Annotated in this window: 18 protein-coding genes; 3 read left to right on the forward strand and 15 right to left on the reverse strand. The window is 45.1% G+C overall.

Annotated elements, in window-relative coordinates; genetic code table 11:
• Window positions 1–144 precede the first annotated feature (144 nt).
• The 6 genes from araD to chvE form a co-directional block, all read right to left on the reverse strand.
• On the reverse strand, window positions 145–1,905 hold the full coding sequence (araD, locus tag C0J08_RS20260; protein WP_212653700.1) for an L-arabinonate dehydratase: 1,761 nt from the start codon (window positions 1,903–1,905) through the stop codon (window positions 145–147).
• On the reverse strand, window positions 1,902–2,684 hold the full coding sequence (locus tag C0J08_RS20265; RefSeq protein WP_249344401.1) for an SDR family NAD(P)-dependent oxidoreductase: 783 nt from the start codon (window positions 2,682–2,684) through the stop codon (window positions 1,902–1,904). Before C0J08_RS20265 ends, araD begins: the two co-directional genes overlap by 4 nt.
• Window positions 2,681–3,649 carry an AraD1 family protein gene (araD1, locus tag C0J08_RS20270; RefSeq protein ID WP_212653701.1) on the reverse strand — a complete coding sequence of 323 codons (969 nt, stop codon included), beginning with the start codon at window positions 3,647–3,649 and terminating at the stop codon, window positions 2,681–2,683. Before araD1 ends, C0J08_RS20265 begins: the two co-directional genes overlap by 4 nt.
• 26 nt (window positions 3,650–3,675) lie before the next feature.
• Window positions 3,676–4,875, reverse strand: a complete 1,200-nt coding sequence (mmsB, locus tag C0J08_RS20275) for a multiple monosaccharide ABC transporter permease (RefSeq protein WP_212653702.1) — start codon at window positions 4,873–4,875, stop codon at window positions 3,676–3,678.
• 32 nt (window positions 4,876–4,907) lie between these two features.
• Window positions 4,908–6,446: a multiple monosaccharide ABC transporter ATP-binding protein gene (gene mmsA, locus C0J08_RS20280; RefSeq protein WP_212653703.1), complete on the reverse strand. Its 1,539-nt coding sequence runs from the start codon at window positions 6,444–6,446 to the stop codon at window positions 4,908–4,910.
• 129 nt (window positions 6,447–6,575) lie between these two features.
• Window positions 6,576–7,637, reverse strand: a complete 1,062-nt coding sequence (chvE, locus tag C0J08_RS20285; RefSeq protein WP_212653704.1) for a multiple monosaccharide ABC transporter substrate-binding protein — start codon at window positions 7,635–7,637, stop codon at window positions 6,576–6,578.
• A 290-nt stretch (window positions 7,638–7,927) separates the two neighbouring features.
• Here chvE and C0J08_RS20290 point away from each other — a divergent pair, with 290 nt between their 5' ends.
• The 3 genes from C0J08_RS20290 to C0J08_RS20300 all read left to right on the forward strand — a co-directional run bounded on the left by C0J08_RS20290 (window position 7,928) and on the right by C0J08_RS20300 (window position 11,411).
• Window positions 7,928–9,511 (forward strand): cation:proton antiporter domain-containing protein, encoded by a 1,584-nt coding sequence (locus C0J08_RS20290; RefSeq protein WP_212653705.1) that lies wholly within the window; start codon window positions 7,928–7,930, stop codon window positions 9,509–9,511.
• Window positions 9,512–9,744: 233 nt separating this feature from the next.
• Window positions 9,745–10,599, forward strand: a complete 855-nt coding sequence (locus C0J08_RS20295) for a helix-turn-helix domain-containing protein (protein WP_212653706.1) — start codon at window positions 9,745–9,747, stop codon at window positions 10,597–10,599.
• 77 nt (window positions 10,600–10,676) lie between these two features.
• Window positions 10,677–11,411, forward strand: coding sequence for an SDR family oxidoreductase (locus C0J08_RS20300; RefSeq protein ID WP_212653707.1), 735 nt, complete (start codon window positions 10,677–10,679; stop codon window positions 11,409–11,411).
• A gap of 103 nt (window positions 11,412–11,514) precedes the next feature.
• Here C0J08_RS20300 and C0J08_RS20305 read toward each other — a convergent pair whose 3' ends face one another.
• From C0J08_RS20305 to C0J08_RS20345, 9 genes are all read right to left on the reverse strand, one after another.
• Window positions 11,515–11,685, reverse strand: coding sequence for a DUF6435 family protein (locus C0J08_RS20305; protein ID WP_212653708.1), 171 nt, complete (start codon window positions 11,683–11,685; stop codon window positions 11,515–11,517).
• Window positions 11,686–11,847: 162 nt separating this feature from the next.
• Window positions 11,848–13,269: a glutamate synthase small subunit GltD family protein gene (locus C0J08_RS20310; protein WP_212653709.1), complete on the reverse strand. Its 1,422-nt coding sequence runs from the start codon at window positions 13,267–13,269 to the stop codon at window positions 11,848–11,850.
• Between the two features lie 118 nt (window positions 13,270–13,387).
• On the reverse strand, window positions 13,388–17,839 hold the full coding sequence (gltB, locus tag C0J08_RS20315; RefSeq protein ID WP_212653710.1) for a glutamate synthase large subunit: 4,452 nt from the start codon (window positions 17,837–17,839) through the stop codon (window positions 13,388–13,390).
• Window positions 17,840–18,300: 461 nt separating this feature from the next.
• The gene (locus C0J08_RS20320) at window positions 18,301–19,857 is read right to left on the reverse strand and encodes an SPOR domain-containing protein (RefSeq protein WP_212653711.1); all 1,557 of its coding nucleotides are present in this window, start codon (window positions 19,855–19,857) and stop codon (window positions 18,301–18,303) included.
• Between the two features lie 32 nt (window positions 19,858–19,889).
• Complete coding sequence (gene aroB, locus C0J08_RS20325) at window positions 19,890–20,996, reverse strand: 3-dehydroquinate synthase (protein WP_212653712.1); 1,107 nt, start codon at window positions 20,994–20,996, stop codon at window positions 19,890–19,892.
• Window positions 20,996–21,544 (reverse strand): shikimate kinase, encoded by a 549-nt coding sequence (locus C0J08_RS20330; RefSeq protein WP_212653713.1) that lies wholly within the window; start codon window positions 21,542–21,544, stop codon window positions 20,996–20,998. Before C0J08_RS20330 ends, aroB begins: the two co-directional genes overlap by 1 nt.
• A 42-nt stretch (window positions 21,545–21,586) precedes the next feature.
• Window positions 21,587–22,768 (reverse strand): secretin GspD/PilQ domain-containing protein, encoded by a 1,182-nt coding sequence (locus tag C0J08_RS20335; RefSeq protein WP_212653714.1) that lies wholly within the window; start codon window positions 22,766–22,768, stop codon window positions 21,587–21,589.
• Complete coding sequence (locus C0J08_RS20340) at window positions 22,761–23,471, reverse strand: hypothetical protein (RefSeq protein WP_212653715.1); 711 nt, start codon at window positions 23,469–23,471, stop codon at window positions 22,761–22,763. Before C0J08_RS20340 ends, C0J08_RS20335 begins: the two co-directional genes overlap by 8 nt.
• Window positions 23,443–24,429: a hypothetical protein gene (locus C0J08_RS20345; RefSeq protein ID WP_212653716.1), complete on the reverse strand. Its 987-nt coding sequence runs from the start codon at window positions 24,427–24,429 to the stop codon at window positions 23,443–23,445. The genes C0J08_RS20340 and C0J08_RS20345 overlap by 29 nt, the downstream gene beginning before the upstream one ends.
• Between the last annotated feature and the right edge of the window lie 48 nt (window positions 24,430–24,477).

The following is a 24,477-nucleotide window of genomic DNA, read 5'->3' on the forward strand; positions in this document are numbered from 1 at the left end:
TCCGTGCACTAAATAAAGTTCTTAAGTCGCCTAGTGATGACAGGCATCAAGCCCATGGAGGGGCGTTACGCCCCTCGCGGACAGGGATGTCCGTTGGGGCGGTGCCGTCATCGCTAGGAGATACTGGCTAAAAACAGCTTAAATTTAATGACTATCTTTCGGTACCGCTGCACCACGACAACCTTTTAGGAAGTCAAAATCGGCACCGGTATCCGCGCCCTGTACGTGATCATGGAATAATTTGATGTAGCCGCCTTTTGGTGGTTCCAAATGACTTTTCCACTTGGCTAAACGCGCCGCCATTTCTTCATCGGAAATGTCCACATGAAGGCGACGATTTTCCACATCTAATTCAATCATATCGCCATTCTGAATAACGGCCAACGGCCCTCCAGCGGCGGCTTCTGGGGTGGTATGCAAGACCACAGTGCCATAGGCGGTTCCTGACATTCGTGCATCAGAAATACGCACCATGTCTGTAATGCCTTTACGCAGCACCTTTGGTGGCAAACCCATGTTGCCCACTTCAGCCATACCTGGGTAACCTTTTGGACCACAGTTTTTCAGTACCATGACGCAGGTTTCATCAATATCCAACGCCTCGTCATTGATCTTCGCTTTGTAATCATCAATGTCTTCAAACACCACCGCTCTGCCGCGATGCTGCAATAAGTGCGCCGACGCTGCGGACGGTTTGAGCACCGCGCCCTGTGGCGCAAGGTTGCCTTTTAGCACAACAATACCGCCTTTTTGTGTCAATGCTTTTTCCACTGGTAGGATGACATCTGGGTTCCAATTGCGAACCTCTTTGACTTCTTCCCATACGGATTCACCAGACACGGTGATGGCGTCTTTATGCAGCTTGCCCGCTTCCGCCAAATGCTTGATCACCACAGGCAAACCACCCGCGTAGAAGAACTCTTCCATCAAATATTTACCCGATGGCATCAGGTTCACTATGGTGGCGATTTCTTGGCCTAGTTTGTCCCAATCATCAAGCGTTAAGTCCACACCAACACGTCCCGCAATCGCCAACAAATGAATCACGGCATTAGTCGAGCCACCAATTGCACCGTTCACTCGAATCGCATTTTCAAAGGCTTGGCGAGTCAAAATGTCAGACGGTTTCAAATCCTCTTTGACCATATCGACAATGCGACGACCAGTTAAATGCGCCATAACGCGACGACGACTGTCCACTGCCGGAATCGCCGCATTACCCGATAACGCCATGCCCAAGGCTTCGGCCATAGACGCCATAGTGCTGGCAGTGCCCATGGTGTTACAGGATCCAGCTGAGCGAGACATAGATTGCTCTGCTTCAAGGAAATCTTCTTGGGTCATCTTGCCTGCTTTGATGTCTTCTGACATTTGCCACAAGGCCGTGCCAGACCCCACACGCTCGCCTCTAAAGTAGCCGTTCAACATCGGACCACCAGACACCACGATGGCAGGAATATCGACACTACAAGCGCCCATAAGAAGCGCAGGTGTAGTTTTGTCACAACCGGCTAACAACACAACCCCATCCAGCGGATTAGCACGCAGCGCTTCTTCCACATCCATGGCGGCCATGTTGCGATACATCATGGCAGTTGGGCGCAATGAACTTTCCCCCACAGAAAACACAGGGAATTCCAGTGGCAAACCGCCCGCTTCATAAATGCCATGCTTAACGCGATCAGCAAGATCCCGAAGGTGTGCATTACAAGGCGTTAGTTGTGACCAAGTATTACAAATACCAATGACCGGACGACCATCAAATAAATCCGCTGGCAGACCTTGGTTTTTCATCCAACTGCGGTGGTAGATATGATCACGTGATGTACCGCCAAACCATTCGGTTGAACGCAATTTGCGGGGCCATTTCTTTGGTACGAACTTGTTTTTATCAGAATCCGTCATACCCAACCTCCATCAACAATAAAGTTCTGCGCCGAGCACATGGCCGCCGCATCAGACCCTAAAAACAACGCCATGTTGGCAATGTGCTCAGGAAGCACCTTGCCTGCTAGGCATTGGCTTTGTTTAATTTTTTCTTCCGCGGCCTCATCCACCCACATACGCAGCTGTTTTTCCGTCATCACCCAGCCTGGCACCAAGGTATTCACACGAATGCCAAAACCACCTAAATCACGAGCTAGAGAGCGTGTTAAACCATGGGTTGCCGCCTTGCTTGTGCCGTAAGTTGGGTAGCCAGCCGTGGCCATCATCCAGCCCACAGAGCCAAAATTGATGATCGAACCACCCCCCAATTTACGCATCATAGGGGCGACTGCTTGGGCGGCGAACATGGCATGTTTGATGTTGACCCCCACCAGCTCATCAAAACGTTCTTCCGTTAGGGATTCCAACGAATGACGCACATCGTTAGCGGCATTATTCAATAAGACAGAAATGGGGCCGAATGCCTCTGCGGCGGCGCGAATTTTGCTCTGATAGTCTTGGATGTCTGTGATGTCACATACCTCAAAGCGAACCTCAAAACCCTCTTTCTTCAGGCGTTTAGCCAGCGCTGTACCGGCTTTTTCATCTAAATCGACAAAGGCGGTTTTTGCCCCTTGTTTAGCATAAGCTTCAACAACCGCAGCCCCAATGCCGGTTGCCCCACCTGAGATAAACACCGAGCGTCCTGCTAAATCGGGATACATTGCCATGCCTTTTTTGTCCTGTTCCTTGGTCATAGTGTTTCCACCTCCGTAGATAAAGTCGGCGCTTTTCCTAACGCATTGCGTAATGGCAAACCAAAAGTAGGTGAAGAGATTTCAAACACATCCCCTTCTTGCGCCTGAACACCATCGGCAAAAGACAAGGTGGCCGTGCCAAACATATGAACATGCAAGTCACCCGGCTGACGGAAAATCGAATACTTAAAATGATGATGTTCAAGGTTTTTAAAGGTGTGAGACATATTGTCTTCGCCGGACAAGAACGCTTTTTGCCATAAGGTTTTCTCGCCACGCTCAATACGGGATTGACCATCAATGTGCATTGGCAACTCGCCGACTAACAACTCTGGCCCAAAAGATGCTGGACGCAACTTGGAATGCGCCAGATACAAGTAGTTTTGTCTCTCGGTGACATGGTCAGAAAACTCATTCGCTAAGGTATAACCAAGACGGTGCACTTTGCCGTCGTCGCCCACTAAGTAAAAGCCCGCAATTTCTGGCTCTTCGCCGCCATCCAAAGCAAAGGAAGGAGAAGGCAAGGCATCACCAGGGGCAATCACTCCCGCCCCATTGCCTTTGTAAAACCACTCAGGCTGAACACCTTCTTGGCCGTCTTTTGGCTTGCCGCCTTCAACGCCCATTTGGAAAATCTTCATGGAATCCGTTAACTCTTCGCTTTTCGCATGCATGGCATTACGTGTTGCGGCAGAACCTAGGTGCGTTAAGCCCGTCCCCGTCAAATACATATGAGCAGGATCGGGGTGACGCACAGGACAATCAAGCTGGTTGTTGCTCGCAAGTTCAACTAAGTCTACAGACTCACCCAAACCATGTTTTTCAATGATGGACTTCAACGGAACACCACTCTTGACCGCTTCTTTTGCTAGCTCGTAAACACTCGTTGCGTGCATCACAAGGTGAGCTTCATTACCTTCGCGGCACACAACACCACCTTGTTTGATTTGAGATAAAAACAACATAAATGACTCCTTTAAACGCTTTATACTTAGCGCGCTTTTTGTTTGTTGTAGACGTCGAAGATAACCGCAGCGAGCAGCACCAAGCCCTTAATAACCTGCTGCCAATCTATTCCTATCCCTAAGATCGACATCCCGTTGTTCATAACTCCCATGATGAAAGCACCGATTACCGCACCGATCACTTTGCCCACACCGCCTGTCATGGAAGCGCCACCAATAAAGACCGCGGCAATAACATCCAATTCGAAAGCAAAACCCGCTTTTGGCGTCGCTGTGTTCAAACGAGCCGCAAAGATCAAACCAGCTAGCGCCGCTAACATGCCCATGTTGGCAAAGGTTAAAAAGGTTAAGCGTTCGGTATTAATCCCCGACAGTTTCGCCGCTTTGACATTGCCACCGAGGGCATAAATACGACGACCAATGGTGGTGCTGTTGGTTAAGAAGGTGTAAATCGCGATCAAGACCGCCATGGTAATTAAAACGTTTGGCAAACCACGGTAAGTACTTAACAGGTAAGACAAATAAATGATGGCAATGGCGATCAAGGCATTTTTTACGATAAAGAAAGAGAAAGGTTCGTCTTGGATACCGTATTTCAGTGCGCGCGCTCGACTGCGAGCCGCCAAAAAGACAATTGCACTGGCTGCCAACACACCCAATACCAGAGCGGTCACATTGGGACGACCCACACCAAATACATCCGGTATGAAGCCCGTACTCAATAATTGAAAGCTTTTTGGGAAAGGGCCCACTGATTGGCCTTCTAGCAAAGCCAGCGTCAAACCGCGAAACACCAACATGCCCGCCAAGGTGACAATAAAGGCTGGTATTTTCCAATAGGCAATCCAATAGCCTTGTAAACCACCAATGATCAAACCGACAACAAGGCACACAGGCACCACGACAAACGTGGGTAGGTCATAATTCACCGACATGACCGCTGCCAAGGCGCCGATAAAACCAACCACAGAGCCAACCGATAAATCGATATGTCCAGCGACAATGACCAGCAGCATGCCGATAGCCATTATGATGATGTAGCTGTTTTGCAAAAATAAATTGGTTAAGTTCACCGGACGCATCAAGGTGCCGTCCGTTAAAAACTGAAACATGGCCATGATAACGACCAAGGCAATCAACATGCCGTAGTCACGCACATGTGTTTTCAAATAGCTGGTAACAGAAGGCGCCGATTGCTCTACTGTAGAAGTTTCTTTTGTTGTCATTCTTATTGCTCCCGCCGTTATTATTGCTATCGCTAGGCTTTAACTATCATTGACATGATTTTTTCTTGGCTTGCATTGGCTTTATCTAATTCACCAACTAAACGGCCTTCGTTCATCACATAAATACGATCACACATGCCAAGTAACTCCGGCATTTCTGAAGAAATCATCACCACGCCTTTGCCGTCATCGGCCAGTTCGTTGATGATGCTGTAAATTTCAAATTTAGCGCCGACGTCTATTCCGCGAGTTGGCTCATCTAGAATCAGTACATCCGGTTGCGAATACAGCCACTTACTGAGCACCACTTTTTGTTGGTTACCACCGGATAGATTCATGACCTTTTGGAAGACACTTGGGGTGCGAATATTGAGCGCTTGTCGATAATCTTCAGACACCTTGCGTTCGATATTGCCATCAATTACGCCATTCGAAGACACACGCTCTAGGTTAGCTAAAGTGGTATTGGTTTGAATGGTTTCTTCCAGTATCAACCCCAGCTCTTTACGGTCTTCCGTCACATAGGCCAAGCCACTTTTGATGGCTTTAGGCACGGTCGACAAGTCAGCGACTTCGCCCCGTAAACGCACTTCTCCTTGGATATTTTTACCGTAGCTTTGTCCGAATAGACTCATTGCCAACTCAGTTCGACCTGATCCCATCAAACCCGCAATACCGACGATCTCTCCGGCATGCACATTGAACTCAACCTCATGGATCATCTGGCGATCTAATGCATCGGGATGCCAAACGTTCCAGGCGTTTACTTCCATCAGCATCTGACCGAGATGACTGTCTTGATTAGGGTGCTTTCTTGCTGGGTAACGGTTCGCCATATCGCGGCCAACCATGTCACGAATAATGTCTTCTTCACTAATGCTGTTTGCTTGGCAGTCCAAGGTAGAGACAGAGGCACCATCACGAATAACGGTAATGCTGTCCGCAACACGGCTGATTTCGTTCAATTTGTGGGTAATCAGAATGGAAGAGATACCCTGCTCTTTAAATTCCAATAATAAATCGAGCAATTTGGCACTGTCGTTTTCTTGCAGTGCGGCAGTGGGCTCATCCAGAATCAACAGTTTGACGTCTTTCGCCAAGGCTTTAGCAATTTCCACAAGCTGCTGTTTGCCCACACCTAGTTGACCAACTAAAGTGGATGGGGACTCTTTTAAACCCACTTTTGCTAATAACTCTTGTGTACGAGAATAGGTTTTTGGCCAGTTAATGACGCCACCTTCTACATTCTCATTACCTAAAAATAGATTTTCTGCGATAGACAAGAGCGGTACTAACGCCAGCTCTTGGTGAATAATGATGATGCCTTTTTCTTCGCTGTCCGATATGCCAGAAAATGCGACAGTTTCGTCATTAAAAAGAATGTCGCCGTCATAACTTCCATGTGGGTAAACACCACTAAGCACTTTCATCAGAGTCGATTTACCCGCGCCATTTTCACCCACTAAAGCGTGGATCTCGCCAGCACGAACTTTAAGGTTCACCGCATCGAGGGCTTTTACTCCAGGAAATGTCTTGGTAATGCTGCGCATTTCCAAAATAATATTTTCCATAAAACATCCCATTAGTGAGCACGCTACGACTGTATCGCATACAGTTCATAGCGCACTCGCTGGTTTATTATTGTTGAATTAGGATAAATAAATTCTTACAAAGTATGGGTAAGCACAGCCATCGTGTGCTTATTCAACCTGAGACTTCGTATAGTAACCACTCCCTAGCAAGACATCTTTCCAGTTGGATTTATCCACTGTTACTGGCTCAAGCAAATAACTTGGCACTACTTTAATGCCGTTGTCATAAGTCGTGGTATCGTTGATTAGAGGCTTAGCATCGTTCAATACCGCTTGCACCATGCCGACGGTGACATTGGCCAATTCACGGGTATCTTTAAAGATGGTGGAATATTGCTCGCCAGCTATGATGGACTTCACCGATGGCACTTCGGCATCTTGCCCTGTCACAATCGGCATTTTCAAATCGCCAGAACCGTAACCCACCCCTTTAAGAGACGACAGAATTCCTATGGAAATACCATCGTATGGCGATAACACACCATCAATGCGTTTTTTAGTGTAATGGGCAGATAGAAGGTTATCCATACGCGCTTGCGCGGTGGCACCATCCCAACGCAAGGTACCCACTGTATCCATACCCATTTGACCAGAAACAATGTTTATTTTTCCTGAATCAATCATCGGCTGAAGTATCGACATGGCACCGTTATAGAAGAAGTAAGCGTTGTTATCGTCTGGAGAACCACCGAATAACTCAACGTTGTAAGGACCTTTACCACGTTTTTCCATGCCACTAACCAAAGACTTAGCTTGCAACACACCGACTTTGAAATTATCAAATGTTGCGTAGTAACTCACATAAGGGCTATTTTTAATCAAACGGTCATAGGAGATAACCTTGATACCAGCGGCATCGGCGTTTTCTAATGCGTTAGATAAAGTCGTACCATCAATCGCTGCGATGACAAGGACATCAACGCCTTTTACGATCATGTTCTCAATTTGAGAAAGCTGGTTTGGAATTTCATCTTCAGCGTATTGCAGATCGACTTTATAACCCGCATCTTTGAAGAGTTTTACCATGGAGTCACCATCGGTGATCCAACGAGCAGAGGATTTCGTTGGCATAGCAATACCAACATAACCATTCGCGGCCAAAGCGCTCACAGAACTCAGGGCCGTGGCACCCAGTACTAAACCAGCAATGGCATTCTTTAGATAGTTCATTAGCTTCTCCTGTTACGGCCAAGCAAGTGCCGTAAGGAACAAGCTTTAGGTGGCCATAGAATTTTTTATGATTATTTTTTCGAGCCAATCAGGTCTTAAAAAACCTGTTATGCAGAGTAGGTAAAATAAACATACCAATCAAATAGAATAAACGTTGTTGTTAATACCATTTTTGGTATGTAAATTCTTCTGAGCAACAGAATAATTTGCCGCATTACGTGCTGCGCGGGTTGGACAAATTCCGTATGATAAAACTCCCCTTTACACATTCTTTAATTTAGAAGGAATCTATGGAATTCATTTGGATTTTATTTGCCTTTGTATGCGGTCTGGCCGTTAAGATGATCAACTTACCCCCATTAATTGGTTTCTTATTAGCGGGCTTTCTACTTAACTATGCAGGCTTAAAACCTAGTAGTGCACTGGACACCCTCGCAAATATTGGCATTACCCTCATGCTGTTTAGTATCGGCTTAAAGCTGCATGTCAAAGATTTGCTTAAGCGTGAAGTTTGGGCTTCGACACTAAGCCATATGGGTATCAGCACCTTGATTTTTGTCGGCTTCGCCCTATTGCTCGGCACCTTAAGCCTTCCCTATTTTGACTTACTGGATTTTAAAACCGCCGCTTTACTCGGCTTTGCCCTCAGCTTCTCAAGTACAGTCTGTGTGATGAAGTTACTAGAGGAAAGCAGCGAGCTGAAAACACGTCATGGGCAGCTTTCCCTAGGCATACTGGTCATGCAGGACATTGTCGCCGTGGTTTTCCTTGTCGCGGCAACAGGAAAAATCCCATCCATTTGGGCATTAGGTTTATTTGCCCTGTTACTGGTTCGTCCTATTATTAACAAAATTGTCGACAAAGCAGGTCACGGGGAAATGCTGCCACTAACGGGATTATTCCTTGCTCTAGGTGGCTATGAGCTGTTTTACCTAGTGGGTGTGAAAGGCGATCTGGGGGCATTAATTTTTGGTATCTTGTTGGCGTCTCATTCAAAAGCCGCAGAAATGAACAAGTCACTTATGAACTTCAAAGATTTGTTCTTGATTGGCTTTTTCTTATCCATTGGCTTTACCGCGTTACCTACACTCAGCATGCTAGGCATGAGCCTGATCATCACACTCGTTATCTTGATTAAGTTCGCGCTGTTCTTCTTCCTTCTGACAAAAATGAAACTACGTGGCCGTACCTCCTTTTTGTCGTCCATGGTTCTATCCAATTACAGTGAATTTGGTTTGATCGTTGCGGCCCTGAGTGTAACAAACGGTTGGTTAGAAAAAGAATGGCTAGTCGTTTTAGCGCTTTCCGTATCTTTTTCCTTTGTGATTACCAGTATTTTGTATCGTAACGTTCACCGTATGTACCGTAAGAATAAAGACGTCATTCGTCGTTTTGAAAGCACGGAATGCTTACCTGAAGACATATTCTTGCAACCCGTAAACAGCGACATTCTTGTGGTCGGCTTAGGACGAGTTGGACGCGGGGCTTTTGACTCGTTAAAAGGTTTGGTTGGCGACACGGTGGCAGGGATGGATGCGGATCGCAACCGTATCAATCAAATGCAAGAAGCAAAAGAAAATGTTTTTTACGGAGACGGTGAAGATGCGGATTTATGGGAGCGTTTAGACACCTCTCGCATTGAACTTATTTTGCTCGCACTACCAGCAGCGGAAGACACAACTAACGTCGCTATACAGCTACGTAAAGCCAACTACACCGGCCAGATCGCCGCTATTGCTCGTTATCAAGATGAAAGAGAAATTCTCATCAGCAGCGGCATCGACAACGTATTCAACTTCTATACCGAGGCTGGTACCGGTTTCGCGGAAGAAAGTTTGGCACTGATTCGGCCACCAGAAAACGCTACAGCGTAACCAGCAAATAAATGTCCACTTAGTCTGATTGAAATGGACTATTTTAAAACTCAAAAGGCAGTATCTCAAAAGAGGGACTGCCTTTTATCATAGCGGCTATGTAAGTGCTGAATACAGTTTGATGCCTCCGCCACACGGTTGAACTTGCACGCTGAGCCATAATAATGAATGATGCCAACTAAACATAAAGCATTTTATCTTTTCAAACACACTATCTTCAATTTCGAGCGACGATGACGACGCCTTTATATGATCACGTTTCATTTGAAAGTTCAGGCATTAGCTTGTGGTCTCATCTCGACTCGCCATTGACAGAAGAGATGGTTCAGAAATTTTTAAAACCTCATACCAGTGCCAACTATTTTCTAATGTTCGTCAATGACAGCCTTGTTCATTATTGCGTGGATTTGAAAAATATCACGGTATCTGCAGGACAAGTGCTTTTCATCAAGCCGGGGCAAATTCGCATTCCCCCAAGCAGTAAAAACAAAGCAGAATACTATAAAGTTATTTTCAATGAAGAAATCTATGGCTTATTACCTAGCCCTTGCCGTTTTTGGTTGGATCCGCTGAATGAACAAAAGGTGGCTATGTCAACGCAGGCATGGCAACGAATGAATGATGCATTAATGCTCTTGCGCACCGCTATCCAAACAGCCGCTCCCTTAACTATCAGAATGGCGTATTTAAATTCGGTGTTACAGGAATTAGAACATGCTTATTTTTCTAACATTGAAAAGGAACCCAAGAAACGGCAGGTTCAATCATTTCTTCATTTCCAAACCTTGATTGAAAATGAGTTCATCGCACAACCTGCCATTTCTGAAATAGCCAAGACCCTTGCTCTGAGTGATACCAGCCTATACCAGCTGGTAAAAGAATGGGCTGGAGTATCACCGAAAGAATACCTTAATCGCCGGGTTGTTTTAGAAGCTCAACGTCTACTGATTTACTCCAATCTATCGGTAAAAGAGCTAGCGGTACGGCTAGGGTTTGCCGATGAAAACTACCTTTCCCGTTTTTTCCGTAAGCAAACAGGGCAATCGATTACAGACTTTTTAGTGAAATTTAACGATATGTCTAGCTAGTACAATGATTTGTCTCTGTGTCATGTCGGCCCATTTTTCTACACTACCTCTATCACAAATTAACAAGAGGTGTCGTAATGAAGAGTGTGTTAATCACTGGCGCAAATCAGGGAATAGGTTTGGCAACAGCGAAACATTTGGCTCATCAAGGATATTATGTTTACTTGGCTTGCCGTAACCCAGATGCTGGAGCATCTGCCGTAGAAACGCTAAAAGCGGAAGGGATTGAAAATGCCTCCTGTGTCCTATTAGATGTGACGGATCAGACATCAATTGATTTAGCGGTAGAAGAGGTGCTAAAGCAGTCAAATAGCCTAGATGCGCTCATCAATAACGCGGGCATTCTGGGTAGCGTCAACTCAGATGGCAGCATCTCCATTGAAGAAATTAAACGCGTTTTTGAAACCAATGTTTTTGGCGTGATAAGCGTCACACGTGCTTTTCTTCCTTTGTTGCTACAGTCTAGTGCACCACGTATTGTCCATATTAGCAGTGGACTTGGATCACTTACGAATCAAAGCGACCCAGACTGGTTGTTTGCTCAATACAAAAGTGAGGCTTACTTTCCCTCTAAAACAGCCCTTAATGCTTATTGTGTGGCACTCGCCGCAAAACTTAAATCAACCAGATGTAAAGTTAACCTTGTGGATCCTGGCTTTGTAAAAACGGCTTTTAATGGCTTTCAGGGGTTACATGACCCAGCTAAGGCCGCGAAATTTATAAGCCATGCCGCAACGCTTCCTGAAGATGGTCCAACGGGTTGCTTTCTCTCAGAGTCAGAAGGATCATCAAATGGCATAATGCCTTGGTAAACCCTATCCGATCAGACGCTATTGGCACGGCTTAAAAAATAAAAAAATGCCATAAAAAAACACGGAATCATTCACATGACACCATATTTTTTATTGAATCTAGTTACGCTGATTTCGCCTCATCCAGCTTAGCTTTCACCGCTTCAGCTTTCTCTGTCAGTTCTGAATAAAGCCTGATATCACCACCGCGCTGGGCCTGCATGGCTTTTTCGAGTAAATCGCCATATTCTTTTTCGAGCTTTTTAGTAGGGTCGGACTTTAAAAAAGAAAACATAAGTAGCCTGTCGTTGTGAGTTGATAAAATTCATACGACACGGAGCGAGATTTAGATCGTTTTAGTTAGCGATGAAGCAAACAAAAACGCCAATCAGATTTCTCTGATTGGCGTTTTGACTTAACACTCTACAAGGTTGCGAGCGCGACTAAGACATTGTGATTAAACGTCTAGGAAATCCATAATCCCTTCAGCGGCTTTACGACCCTCATCGATGGCGGTAACCACCAAGTCAGAACCACGTACCATGTCGCCACCAGCAAAGATTTTCTCATTGGTCGTTTGGAACATGAACTTGCCTTTCTTAGGAGCAATCACGCGGCCACGAGCATCGGTCTCGATGCCGAACTTCTCGAACCAAGGCGCAGGACTCGCTTGGAAACCAAACGCGACCAAAACCGTATCAGCAGGGATAATTTGTTCACTGCCTTCCACGATTTCTGCCGTGCGGCGTCCGTTCTCATCTGGCTCACCCATGCGAGTTTCTACCACTTTGATGCCTTCTACTTTGTCTTCCCCGATGATTTCAACAGGTTGACGGTTGAAAAGGAACTGCACGCCTTCTTCTTTGGCGTTTTGCACTTCTTTGCGAGAACCCGGCATGTTTTCTTGGTCACGGCGGTAGGCACACGTCACGCTTTTCGCACCTTGGCGAATGGCTGTACGGTTACAGTCCATGGCCGTATCACCACCACCTAAGACAACCACTTGCTTACCTTTTAGGTTCACATAATCCGCTTCGTCTTCTTCGAAATCTAGGCAATGATTGACGTTAGAAATCAGGTAATCCAAAGCATCATGAACGCCTGGTAAATCTTCACCAGGGAAACCGCCCTTCATGTATTTATACGTTCCCATGCCTAAAAATACGGCATCGTACTCTTCCAATACATGTTCAAACGGCACGTCGTCACCAACGGACGTTCCTAGAACAAATTCCACACCCATTTCTTCAAAAATTTCACGACGACGCGCCATCACGCTTTTTTCCAATTTAAACTCTGGAATACCAAACGTCAGCAAGCCACCAATTTCTGGGTACTTATCAAAGACAACCGGCTTAATACCGTTACGTACTAAGATGTCCGCACACGCAAGACCCGCAGGCCCCGCACCAACAATAGCAACGGTTTTGTTAACCGGTACTACGTTAGACATATCTGGACGCCAGCCTAAAGCAAACGCCGTGTCGGTAATGTATTTTTCAACAGAACCAATGGTTACGGCACCAAAGCCGCCTTCACCCAGTGTACAAGCACCTTCACAAAGACGATCTTGTGGACAAACACGACCACATACTTCTGGCAAAGAGTTGGTTTGATGACTCAACTCCGCCGCTTCTAAAATGCTGCCTTCGCTGACAAGTTTCAACCAGTTTGGAATGTAGTTATGTACTGGACATTTCCATTCACAATACGGGTTACCACACTCAAGACAACGATGCGCTTGATCTTTCGCTCCGGCCTCTTCGAATGGTTTATAAATTTCGACGAATTGCCCTTTACGCGTAATTAAAGGCTTCTTTTTTGGATCCTTTCGATCCACTTCGACGAATTGAAATGCGTTGTTCAAGCGCTCTGACATAAGCTGCTATCTCCTCGGCCGCCTGTAAACAGACGGCACTTCTCTCAAATGGGTCAGACTGATTCGTTCACAGAGTTTGACTTGAACTCATTCAAGCCAAACTCCATAACAGCGTGTTTTATTCCGGACGTTGACGAGTATTAGCCAATAGCGCGCCTAAACTTGCGGCTTTTGGCTTAACTAGCCAGAACTTGCCAATGTAGTCATAGAAGTTTTCTAGGATTTCTTGGCCCCATTCGCTGTCAGTTTCTCGGACGTATTCTTCGATCACAGAGCGAAGGTGTGAACGATATTCTTCCGTTAATTCCGTACCGATACGGTGGATTTCTACCAATTCATGATTGTATTTATCCACGAAAGTACGGTCTAAATCGAGTACGTAAGCGAAGCCGCCTGTCATACCCGCACCAAAGTTGTAACCTGTATTACCAAGTACCGTCACCATACCGCCAGTCATGTATTCACAGCAGTGATCGCCTGCGCCTTCAATAACGGTATGTGTACCCGAGTTACGTACGGCAAAACGTTCACCTGCTGTACCCGCTGCGAACAACTTACCGCCCGTCGCGCCATACAAACAAGTGTTACCAATAATGGCGGATTCTTGTGAATTGAAAACGGACCCTTTTGGCGGACGAATAACCAGCTTACCACCAGTCATGCCTTTACCAACGTAGTCGTTAGCATCCCCTTCTAGGTACATATGCAAACCGCCAGCGTTCCAAACACCAAAACTCTGACCCGCTGTGCCGTTCAATTTCAGTGTAAGAGGCGTATCCGCCATGCCTTGGTTGCCGTAGCGTTTCGCAATTTCACCCGATAAACGCGCGCCGATAGAACGATCACAGTTGGTGACATCAAAGGCAAACTCGCCGCCTTCTTTTTCTTCCACCACGTCTTTCACTGTGTCCCACATTTTTAATGCCAATAGGCCTTTATCGTGTGGCGGGTTAAACGGAGTCTGACAATATTGCGCTTTATCCGCTGGAATCGCATCGTTACTTAAAATAGGCGACAAATCTAAGTTATTTTGCTTTTCGGTTTCACCTGGCAAGATAGTCAAAAGATCCGTACGACCAATCAAATCTTGCAGGCTGGCAACACCCAGCTTCGCTAACCATTGACGTGTATCTTCGGCCATAAAACGGAAGAAGTTTTTGATCATTTCTACCGTGCCAATGAAGTGTTCATCACGCAACATTTGATCCTGAGTAGCAACACCTGTCGCACAGTTGTTCAAATGACAAATTCGCAAGAACTTACAACCCATGGCCACCATAGGTGTCGTACCAAAGCCAAAGCTTTCTGCTCCAAGAATGGCTGCTTTTACAACATCCAGACCCGTTTTTAGACCGCCATCTGTTTGTAGACGAATATTGCCGCGAAGATCATTAGAGCGCAGCGCTTGTTGAGCTTCCGCTAAACCTAACTCCCAAGGAGAACCCGCATGGCGAATCGAAGTAATTGGTGATGCCGCTGTACCACCGTCATAACCAGAAATGGTAATCAAATCGGCATAGGCTTTTGCCACACCCGCAGCGATCGTACCGACACCCGGTTCAGATACCAGCTTCACAGATACCAGGGCATCTGGGTTAACTTGTTTCAAATCGAAAATCAGCTGAGCCAAATCTTCAATCGAATAAATGTCGTGATGTGGTGGAGGTGAAATCAAAGTTACACCCGGAACCGCATAACGTAGACGAGCAATTAAGCCGTTTACTTTACCGCCCGGTAACTGACCACCTTCGCCCGGTTTCGCACCTTGCGCCACTTTGATCTGCAATACTTCTGCATTCACTAAGTATTCTGGAGTTACACCAAAACGGCCAGAGGCGATTTGTTTGATCTTAGAGCGGCGCTCAGTGCCATGACGAGCAGGGTCTTCCCCACCCTCACCAGAGTTAGAGCGACAACCTAATTCGTTCATCGCTTGCGCTAGCGCTTCATGAGCTTCTGGCGACAAAGCCCCTAAAGACATACCTGCAGAATCAAAGCGCGGTAGAATTTGTTCAATCGACTCAACATCATCTAATGCAATAGGCTGAGCTTTATCAGACAAGGTAAACAAGTCACGCAGCATTGATGCTGGGCGGTTGTTCACCAACTCAGTGTATTTGCTAAAGTCTTCAAAGCGACCAGTGCCTACAGCGGTTTGTAAGTTACGCACCACATCAGGGTTAAACGCATGGTATTCCGCTTCATGAACGTATTTTAAATAACCACCTTGCTGAATCGGCTTACGTAATTTCCAAGCATTGTTAGCAATGGTTGCTTGATCTTTTTGGAAATCTTCAAAGCGCGCACCTTTGATACGGCTAGGTACACCTTTGAAACATAGGTCGACCACTTTCGAGTCCAAACCAACGGCTTCAAATAGCTGCGCACCACGATATGAGGCGATGGTAGAAATCCCCATTTTGGAGATGATTTTCATCAAGCCTTTGTTAATACCTTTACGGTATTTCACGTGACAAGCAATCGGGTCACCCAATACTTCACCCTTATCAATCATGTCATTGATTAGACGATAAGAAAGATATGGATAAACCGCTGTTGCACCAAAACCTAATAGTACGGCGAATTGATGAGGGTCACGCGCAAAACCGGTATCTGCGATGATATTAGAATCACAACGCAGACCTTGCTTAGATAAATAATGATGCACCGCACCGACAGCCATTGGCGCTGGTATCGGCAAATGACCTTTTTCAATATCTCGATCCGTCAATACAACGATAACCGCGCCATTGCGAACGACTTCTTCCGATTTCAATTGCAAGTCTTTAATCGCTTGCTCAAGAGAAACATTTTCTGGATTGTAATTTGTGCTCAAACGCACCAAACGGAAACGATGGTCATCTAGTGCTAACAAACGGCTGTATTTACGAGGTGACAATACAGGTGAAGACAAGATGATACGGTTCGCGTGTTTTGGTGTTTCTTCAAATAAGTTACGCTCTACACCGATACAAGTTTCCAAGGACATCACAACAGATTCACGAAGTGGATCGATTGGCGGATTGGTTACCTGCGCAAATTTCTGACGGAAATAATCTGTCACTGGACGAGTCTGGCTAGACATAACGGCCATAGGTGTATCATCGCCCATAGAACCTACCGCTTCGTGGCCACTTTCAGCCAAGGGACGAAAGATTTGCTCGCGCTCTTCAAAAGACACTTGGAACATCTTCTGATAAGTCAGCATTTCTTCTTTTGTAAAAGGTTCAAACTCAAGAGAGGATTCTTCCAATAAAGATTCAATGCGAATCGCTTCCTGCTTCAACCATTTTTTGTATGGATGCATGGATTTAAGGCGATTATCGATATCATCTGTATGAAGTACTTTGCCGTTTTGCGTGTCAATGACTAACATCTGACCAGGACCAACACGACCTTTAGACACCACATCTTCTGATTTATAACCGTAAGTTCCCACTTCAGAAGCCAGTGTAATAAAGCCATTCTTAGTGATAACCCAACGAGCAGGACGTAAGCCATTACGGTCAAGCATACAAATGGCATGACGTCCGTCCGTCATTACCAAACCTGCTGGGCCATCCCAAGGGTCCATATGCATAGAGTTGTACTGATAGAAAGCACGTAACTCTGGATCCATGTTTTCAACGTTTTGCCATGCTGGCGGAATGATCAAGCGCGCCGCACGGAAAATATCCACACCACCTGTGACCAAGATTTCTAGCATGTTATCCATGGAAGAAGAGTCAGACCCAGTTAAGTTAACCAAAGGCTGTAAATCTTGTAGCTCCGGAATCAGTGGCGTACGCAGTTTGCTTGTACGAGCCAATGCCCAGTTACGGTTACCTTCAATGGTATTAATCTCACCATTATGCGCCAACATGCGGAATGGTTGCGCCAATGGCCACTTAGGAAGCGTATTAGTAGAGAAGCGCTGGTGAAAAACACAAATCGCGGTTTGCATTTTCTCATTGCCCAAGTCTTTATAAAAGAAAGGCAAATCTACTGGCATCATCAAGCCTTTATAGGCCAACACTTTGTCAGACAAAGAACAAATGTAGAAGTTTTCGTATTGAGCCAAGGCGATTTCAGTTTGACGACGAGCAACAAACAGACGTGTCGCGAAGGTACGTGCATCCATACGGTTACTATCAACAAACACTTGCTCGATACGAGGCAAGCAATCCATTGCAATAATACCTAGACAAGACGCATCAATTGGCACTTCACGCCAGCCTACGACATTCAAGCCTTCAGCCGTCAATTTATTAGTTAGGGTTTCACGCTGCTCACTAGCCAGCGCGTCATCTTGGTCAAGAAACACCATGCCGATGCCATAAAGATCAGACAGGGTATGATTAAATAAAGCTGTCGCTTCGCTACGTAAAAAGAGATCTGGCTTTTGGATAAGAAGACCACAGCCATCACCAGTTTTGCCATCAGCAGCGATGCCGCCTCGGTGTGTCATACATGTCAAAGACTCAATGGCTGTCTTAAGTAGTTCATGGCTAGTATTGCCTTCCATATGGGCAATTAAGCCAAAGCCACAGTTGTCTTTGAACTCGCCAGGACGATAAAGGCCTGCATTCATACACCAACTCCCACAGTTGAAACATAAAAATAATAACTAGGTAAAATTCGACTATTTAGGTGGCTGGACTAAAAACGACGTTTGGATACGCTCGTTTCGAGAATGACTATCATCTGCCCATAAAACCACCGAAATGGATGCTCATACTACCCTGACAGCTGTGAGTACTCAAATTGGCATAGGACTGTTTTATGTTATTTTGGCGCTTTTTACTGGGGTTTTAGCTTCAAATTAGTGGGACTTAGAGAATTATCTATGGCTGGAGTTTTTCCAAACAGAAAATTCCACTGTTCATTCAGGTTTTTCAGAGGATTACAGTGAATTTTACTAAATTTATAATTTTTCTATATAAAAAACTCACAAAAGAGCCTTTTAGCGACACATGAGTGATTGAAAACAAAAGAAAACACTAGATAGACTGTGATGAAAAGTGATTTAGCCTTATGTCATGCAATGGATGATTACTGTGCTTTTTTAATATCATCCTGAATACCGCGCGCACTTCGTGCCCAAGGATTAAGATCACGAATGTCTTTTGGAAGAGTTTCAGCCGCCGCAATCGCTTCACTTCGATTACGATATAAACCGTAGACCACTACAAACCAATCCTTGCCATTATGCTTAGACTTAAAGTAACCAAAAGCATCCACACCACCTTGGCCACGTATGAAATCCTTTACCGCCCCTTTACTGTAAGTTCCTAGAAGTTGCAGTGTGTAACGGTTTGGATTTTGAGATAACCACCACTCAGTTTTATCAAATGGATCTGGTGTCACTTTTAGGTTCGCTTGCTCGTTTTTAGAAGGTTCATCTTCAACAGGTATATCTAACACGGGAGCGGGTTGTTCCACAGGAGCTTCAGCACGAATAGGAGCGGTTGAAATCGGCGCGATTGAAGTCGCAGGTGTAGACGTTGAGCCTTGAGCGGCGGATGAATTGGCTGACGTGCTAATAGGTGGCAATGAAGAACCAGCAGGAATGGGTGGTAAAATTATGTCACCTTCTTGACCAATTTTCCTTTGCATTGCGTCAATACGTGCAATGGTTTCGGCCGAGGATTGACCTTGTCGCGAACTCAATGGAATAACATTGCTGGTTCGATCTGCAGTCGTATTCGATGTGGACGGCTTGTCAGAAAATAAGACCGCGACCAAGATACCCAGCATGACAATTGAAAGCAGCGCCATATGGGCAAGGGGAAAACCCATTGCAAGATTAAAACGCAACCTAGATTTTACGGGCTTATTGCCGTTCCCCATCATGGATTGAGCAATCTGGTTAATTTTCCCTGGGTAGCCTCCAGATTCCTGATGGATCTGTTTTACTTGCTTATCGTTGAACGGTAAGTTTATTCCACCACCTACCGCACGCACTCGATGCAACAAATAAGCACGAGTTTGCTCTAATGAGTATGGAGCTAAAGTAAATGAATGACTTAATTGTTCATAACGAGAACGCTGATAAGCATCCAAATTACGCGCAAGTGAATACTCACTAAAAAGAACGACGTGAGGAACGGTTTGACTGTCTGTCGACAAAGACATCATATCTAAAAGCATACTGACTGCATCGGTATTTAGCTCTTGAGCATTATCGACCAGTATTAAAGCTGCTTGTCCCTTCTCATCTAAATCATGGGAGAATTTAAGCAAAGGACCAAAAGTGGTTTCATTGGGAGGTTGAGTAAAGTGACTTGCAAAGCCCGCATAGATGGCTTGCAGTAATTGCCCTGCTGTCATTAGCATGGTGGCTTTTACATGACTAACGACCGTTGTATCATCTTGATTTCGAGCAAACTCCATTAAAAAGCGACTTTTACCACTCCCCTGCGGACCTTGGACGACAGACAATAAACTACTATAACGACTTAAATGCTCAAGCAACGCGAGCTGTTGATTGCCTTCTTCAGATGCAAAATAGACAGAAGCATCTTTTGAGCCAAACGGGTCCCTCAGCGTCGCTTTGGGGGGCTGATTAAGCGCATCCTCTAGATCAAACTGAAAGTCTGGCTTAGACATAGTCGTCCTTTAACAATAAATAACCAACAAGATTAAGCAATTCTAGCGTGTTTACTTGCGTCGATCGCATCTAACAAACAGGCGTTAAAATCCTCCATCGGAAAATCCGACGTGACAATCGCACTCCCCATGGCACCAAGTAATACCAAGCGCAAACTACCATCTAAGACTTTTTTATCTAACGCCATACGCTCAACAAATGTATCAAGTGTCATATTATCTGGCGGCAATATTGGTAAATTTGCAGCTTTAAAAAGCGCTACGGAACGGCTGACATCATGTTCTGTTAGGTTACCCATACGCCAAGAAAGATCAATCGCTAATATGCTTCCAGCCGCGACAGCTTCACCATGTAACCACTTGCCATACCCCATTTCAGTTTCAATCGCATGACCAAAAGTGTGACCTAGATTCAAAATGGCGCGAATGCCACCTTCCTTTTCATCTTGAGCAACTACATTGGCTTTAGCCAGACAGGATCGATAAATTGCATCGCTAATTTTATCATTATCCAGCGCCATCAAGTCTGGCATTTCTTGCTCTAACCAGTCAAAAAATGGTGCGTCACAAATCAGACCGTATTTGATGACTTCTGCCATACCCGCGGACAATTCACGCTGAGGCAAACTTTGCAAGGTTTCGGTGTCAATGATCACGGCTTGAGGCTGATAGAATGCCCCGATCATATTTTTGCCAAGCGGATGGTTCACCCCTGTTTTGCCACCAACAGAAGAATCAACCTGAGATAACAACGTCGTTGGTACTTGAATAAAAGGCACACCTCGCTGATACGTCGCCGCAGCGAACCCCGCCATATCACCAACAACACCACCACCTAAAGCAATCACAGTCGTTGTGCGATTATGCTTGGCCGTTAGCAGAGCCGTCATAATAGAACCGTAGGTTTCTAATGTTTTAAAGGATTCACCATCAGGTAAAACACAAGTGTCTACTTTATAGTCTTCGCTGAGCATAGAAACCATTGATTCCAAATACAAAGGAGCAATGGTTTCATTAGTCACGATCATGACTTGCTTTCCATGAATCGCATCATCAAAAAGGGATTTCTGCTGGCGAATGCCTCTTCCTATAAAAATAGGATAGCTGCGATCGCCCAAATCAACGGTTAACGTACGCATTAGGATACAGTGGTCTCCATTTTCAAATGTCGCTTAATCGCATCTAACACTTTATTGGCAACAGATTTTGGGTGACGAGAGTCGGTTTCAACAACCAAGGTCGCCACCTCTCTATACAGAGGATCTCGAACTTCGAATAACTTTCTTAACGTTGCTCGCGGATCACCCGTTTGCAATAAAGGACGATGAGTACTTTTGGATGTTCGATAGAGCTGCTGAGCAACCGATGCATATAAGTAAACGACTAACGCATTCTCACGAAGAATGTCTCGATTCTCTTCACGCATTACGATACCGCCGCCTGTTGCTAAGACACAATCATCCGCACCAGACTGAACTAAGTTCGCTAATGCTTGAGTTTCGCGCTTACGAAAGCCTTCTTCGCCTTCTCGCTCAAAAATCCAAGGAATATCAGCACCAGCATTGTCTTCTATAACTTTGTCTAAGTCATAGAACTCTTTGCCCATCGATTGAGAAATCAAACGGCCTATTGTCGTTTTTCCTGCGCCCATTGGGCCTACTAAAATAATATTGAGGGCTTTTTTCATTGTAATCAGTTACGTCGGAATTTAGCAGATTTATACTGCGGCCTAGTTAACAGACATTTGTAGCAGCTTTGGAGTAATAAATACAAGTAATTCAACCTTTTCTTGCTGTTCTGAGTGTCTTTTAAATAACTCTCCTAGCCAAGGTATTTCACTTAATAGCGGAACTCTGCTTTCTGACTCAAAACTTTCTTCCCGAAAAATCCCTCCTAAAACAAGTGTTTCTTGGTTTTTCACCACTACCTGTGTTTTTAATCGGTTAGTTTTTAAACTAGGAATGCCATTCACTAAATCTCCAACTGAGTCTTGGTGAATATTCAGTGATAATAAAATGCGATTTCCGTCTTTCACAAATGGCGTGACTTCTAACATCAATGACGCTTGGCGAAATTCAATGCTAATTTTATCATCATTTACCGTTTGATATGGCACCTCAGTACCAGATTCTATTCGCGCAGGCTGACCTTCCGACGTAACAATCTTGGGTTTTGACACTACATTTGCCATTCCCTCGCTTTCCATCATATCTAAAGCGAGCCCTAATAAACCTGAACCTCCAACACTGGAAAAATCTAAACTTGTTGTAGGAGTGAGCGCTCCTAAATCAACCGCACCACCAATGGAGGAACGAACACCTTCCGATAACTTGGCCTGCCAATTGACACCAAATTGTGACTGTGCATTACGACTTACCTGAGCAATTTGCGCGTTGATTTCAATCTGTCTTAATGGTGCATCTAACCAAGATAAGGTTTCTTGGATTCCATCCAATGCCTCACAGGAATAGGCCACAATAGAGTTAGTTCGATCATCGATAACCAGTGATAAAGAAGGATACAAAGTTTGTAAGTGTGCACCTACTTTCTCGGCTTTAGCATGCTTCAAGAGCCAATAGGAGCGCTGACAAATCTCCGTTCCGCCCAGTTCTTCATTTGATCCTACAGAGAAATCAGGCAATAAAACGGCCACCTGGCCCTGCCATTCAAGACGGATATTCGGCTGCTGGGCAACCGCCTCCATAACTTCTTTCCAGCTAGCATCCTTAATCGATAAAGTTAAAACTTCATTGATTTCTGGGCTAATCACCACACTTTCATTCATTTGGGAAGCAAGCCATGGCAGTACCTCTTGCAATGAACGAGATTCAAAATACACATCCATTGCCAACCCTGAGCGAGAGTTGAGTAAAACAAACAATAAGAGACCATAGGTAAGATATTTATTCATGAGAACCTCCCTGTTCTCGAATCAATAAAACCTGCTTAGCGCCATTTTTTGCTAGCAGCACAACTTGATCAGACGAAACAGATGACACGGTCAACCCCGCCTCGGCTAACCAGCTACCTTGACGAACCCAATGGCGATGCTCCTTGTAGGCCAACAAGGCAGAAGTATTTTGTCCTATTCGCATAGTAGATAACAATTGCCAATCGTTGCGAGAGAAATGATCGGCTTGTATTTTAGCTGGTAACCAATTGTGAAATGCCCTGTTTTCTTTTGGCGCTCTGATACCAAATTCTAATGTCCCTTGCCAGTTTCCATTTGCTTCTCGCTGCCAGAGTACAGAAAGCAAAACCAAGTGAAATTGCGTTTCAATTTGCTCTAACAAAATTTGCCAGTTTCTAATGGATGCACTCCCTTTCACTCCCCACTGAGTTGGAATATTTTGATCAGAAGCAACAATATAGTGTTGTGCCCAAGAAGCACTTTCAAACTGGGCTAATGCAAGCTGCTTAGCCTGTACCTGCGTTTTTCGCCATTGCTCAACAGCTCTGTATTCCAACCTTGATTGCTGTTTTAGCGATTCTTGCGCATCAGACAAAAAAGGGTACCAAGCGGCAATTTGTAGTAATAATAAGAACAAAACAGAGGAACCATGAATGGTAAAAAAAGAGACCTTCTTAATCTTCAAATATGGAGATAGAAACATCGACCACCTCCTGTTTAGGTAGCATAGTTGAGACTTTTTGAGTTATATCCATCACCTCCCAACGCCAATCTGGGTACTGTCTCCGCCACTGTATTAGCAAACTATCCAAGTCTTGTTTCGGTACCGTCATTTGAAAAAAAATCTGTCGCGCTGCACCTTTCTCTTTACCACTTTCAAATAAGGTGAGACGAGCGGATTTAGGCAATGTCTGTGTTAACGACAATCCGGATAATACAAATGACCCAGGCTCGTTGGATGATAACCATGATGTTTGAGCATCAATTACTCCTTGACGACTCTCCCGTAAAGCCTCTACACGCTGTTGTAACAAGACATAGTAGCCATATCCAAGACCATGAATAAACACAGTTAGCACGCCCAGAACCAACCACAGTCGGTTGTTTTTTTGACGCTTTTCTCTGTCTGGCTCATATCTTGATAAAGCACGCTTTGAACATTGAGACCAAGAAGAAACTCGCGATGAGCCATCACGCCATTGCCCAAATGTCATGACAAGATATGATTTAGCTTGAGGCTCAAAAGGAGAGTAGAGTTGCTTTGCCCAACTACACGAACAGGCAAAAACGGTGAGTCGAGCCTGTTTCGAAGGTAAAGCTTCCTGTTGATAACTCAGCAACAAAGAATCCGGCGGTGCGAACGTCGTCTCCACGGCATAGCTCAAAGCCGCTAACGGCAGCAAAGATGAGGGAATAATATGATCGATAGGATGATCAGAAACAGAGATCCAATTATCTGGAACAAGTATAACCAGTCTTGATTGCAATGAATCACATGTTAATAGTGCCGCTTTTTGTATGGCTTTCAGTTGGTCAACATCAGGGGAAGCATCATTATTTGAGACGTATTCATTAAGTACTTCTTCGGCATCAGTAGGAGTACAAATAACGCATTTATGAGTCGAATACACGACAACGGAATAATCGCGGGTCAGCAACATCATTCATCCTTGAATTAGTAAGCAATAAAATACAGTTTTCAGTTTGGC

It is taken from the genome of Marinomonas sp. CT5 (assembly GCF_018336975.1).
In the GTDB taxonomy this organism is placed as follows: Bacteria; Pseudomonadota; Gammaproteobacteria; order Pseudomonadales; family Marinomonadaceae; genus Marinomonas.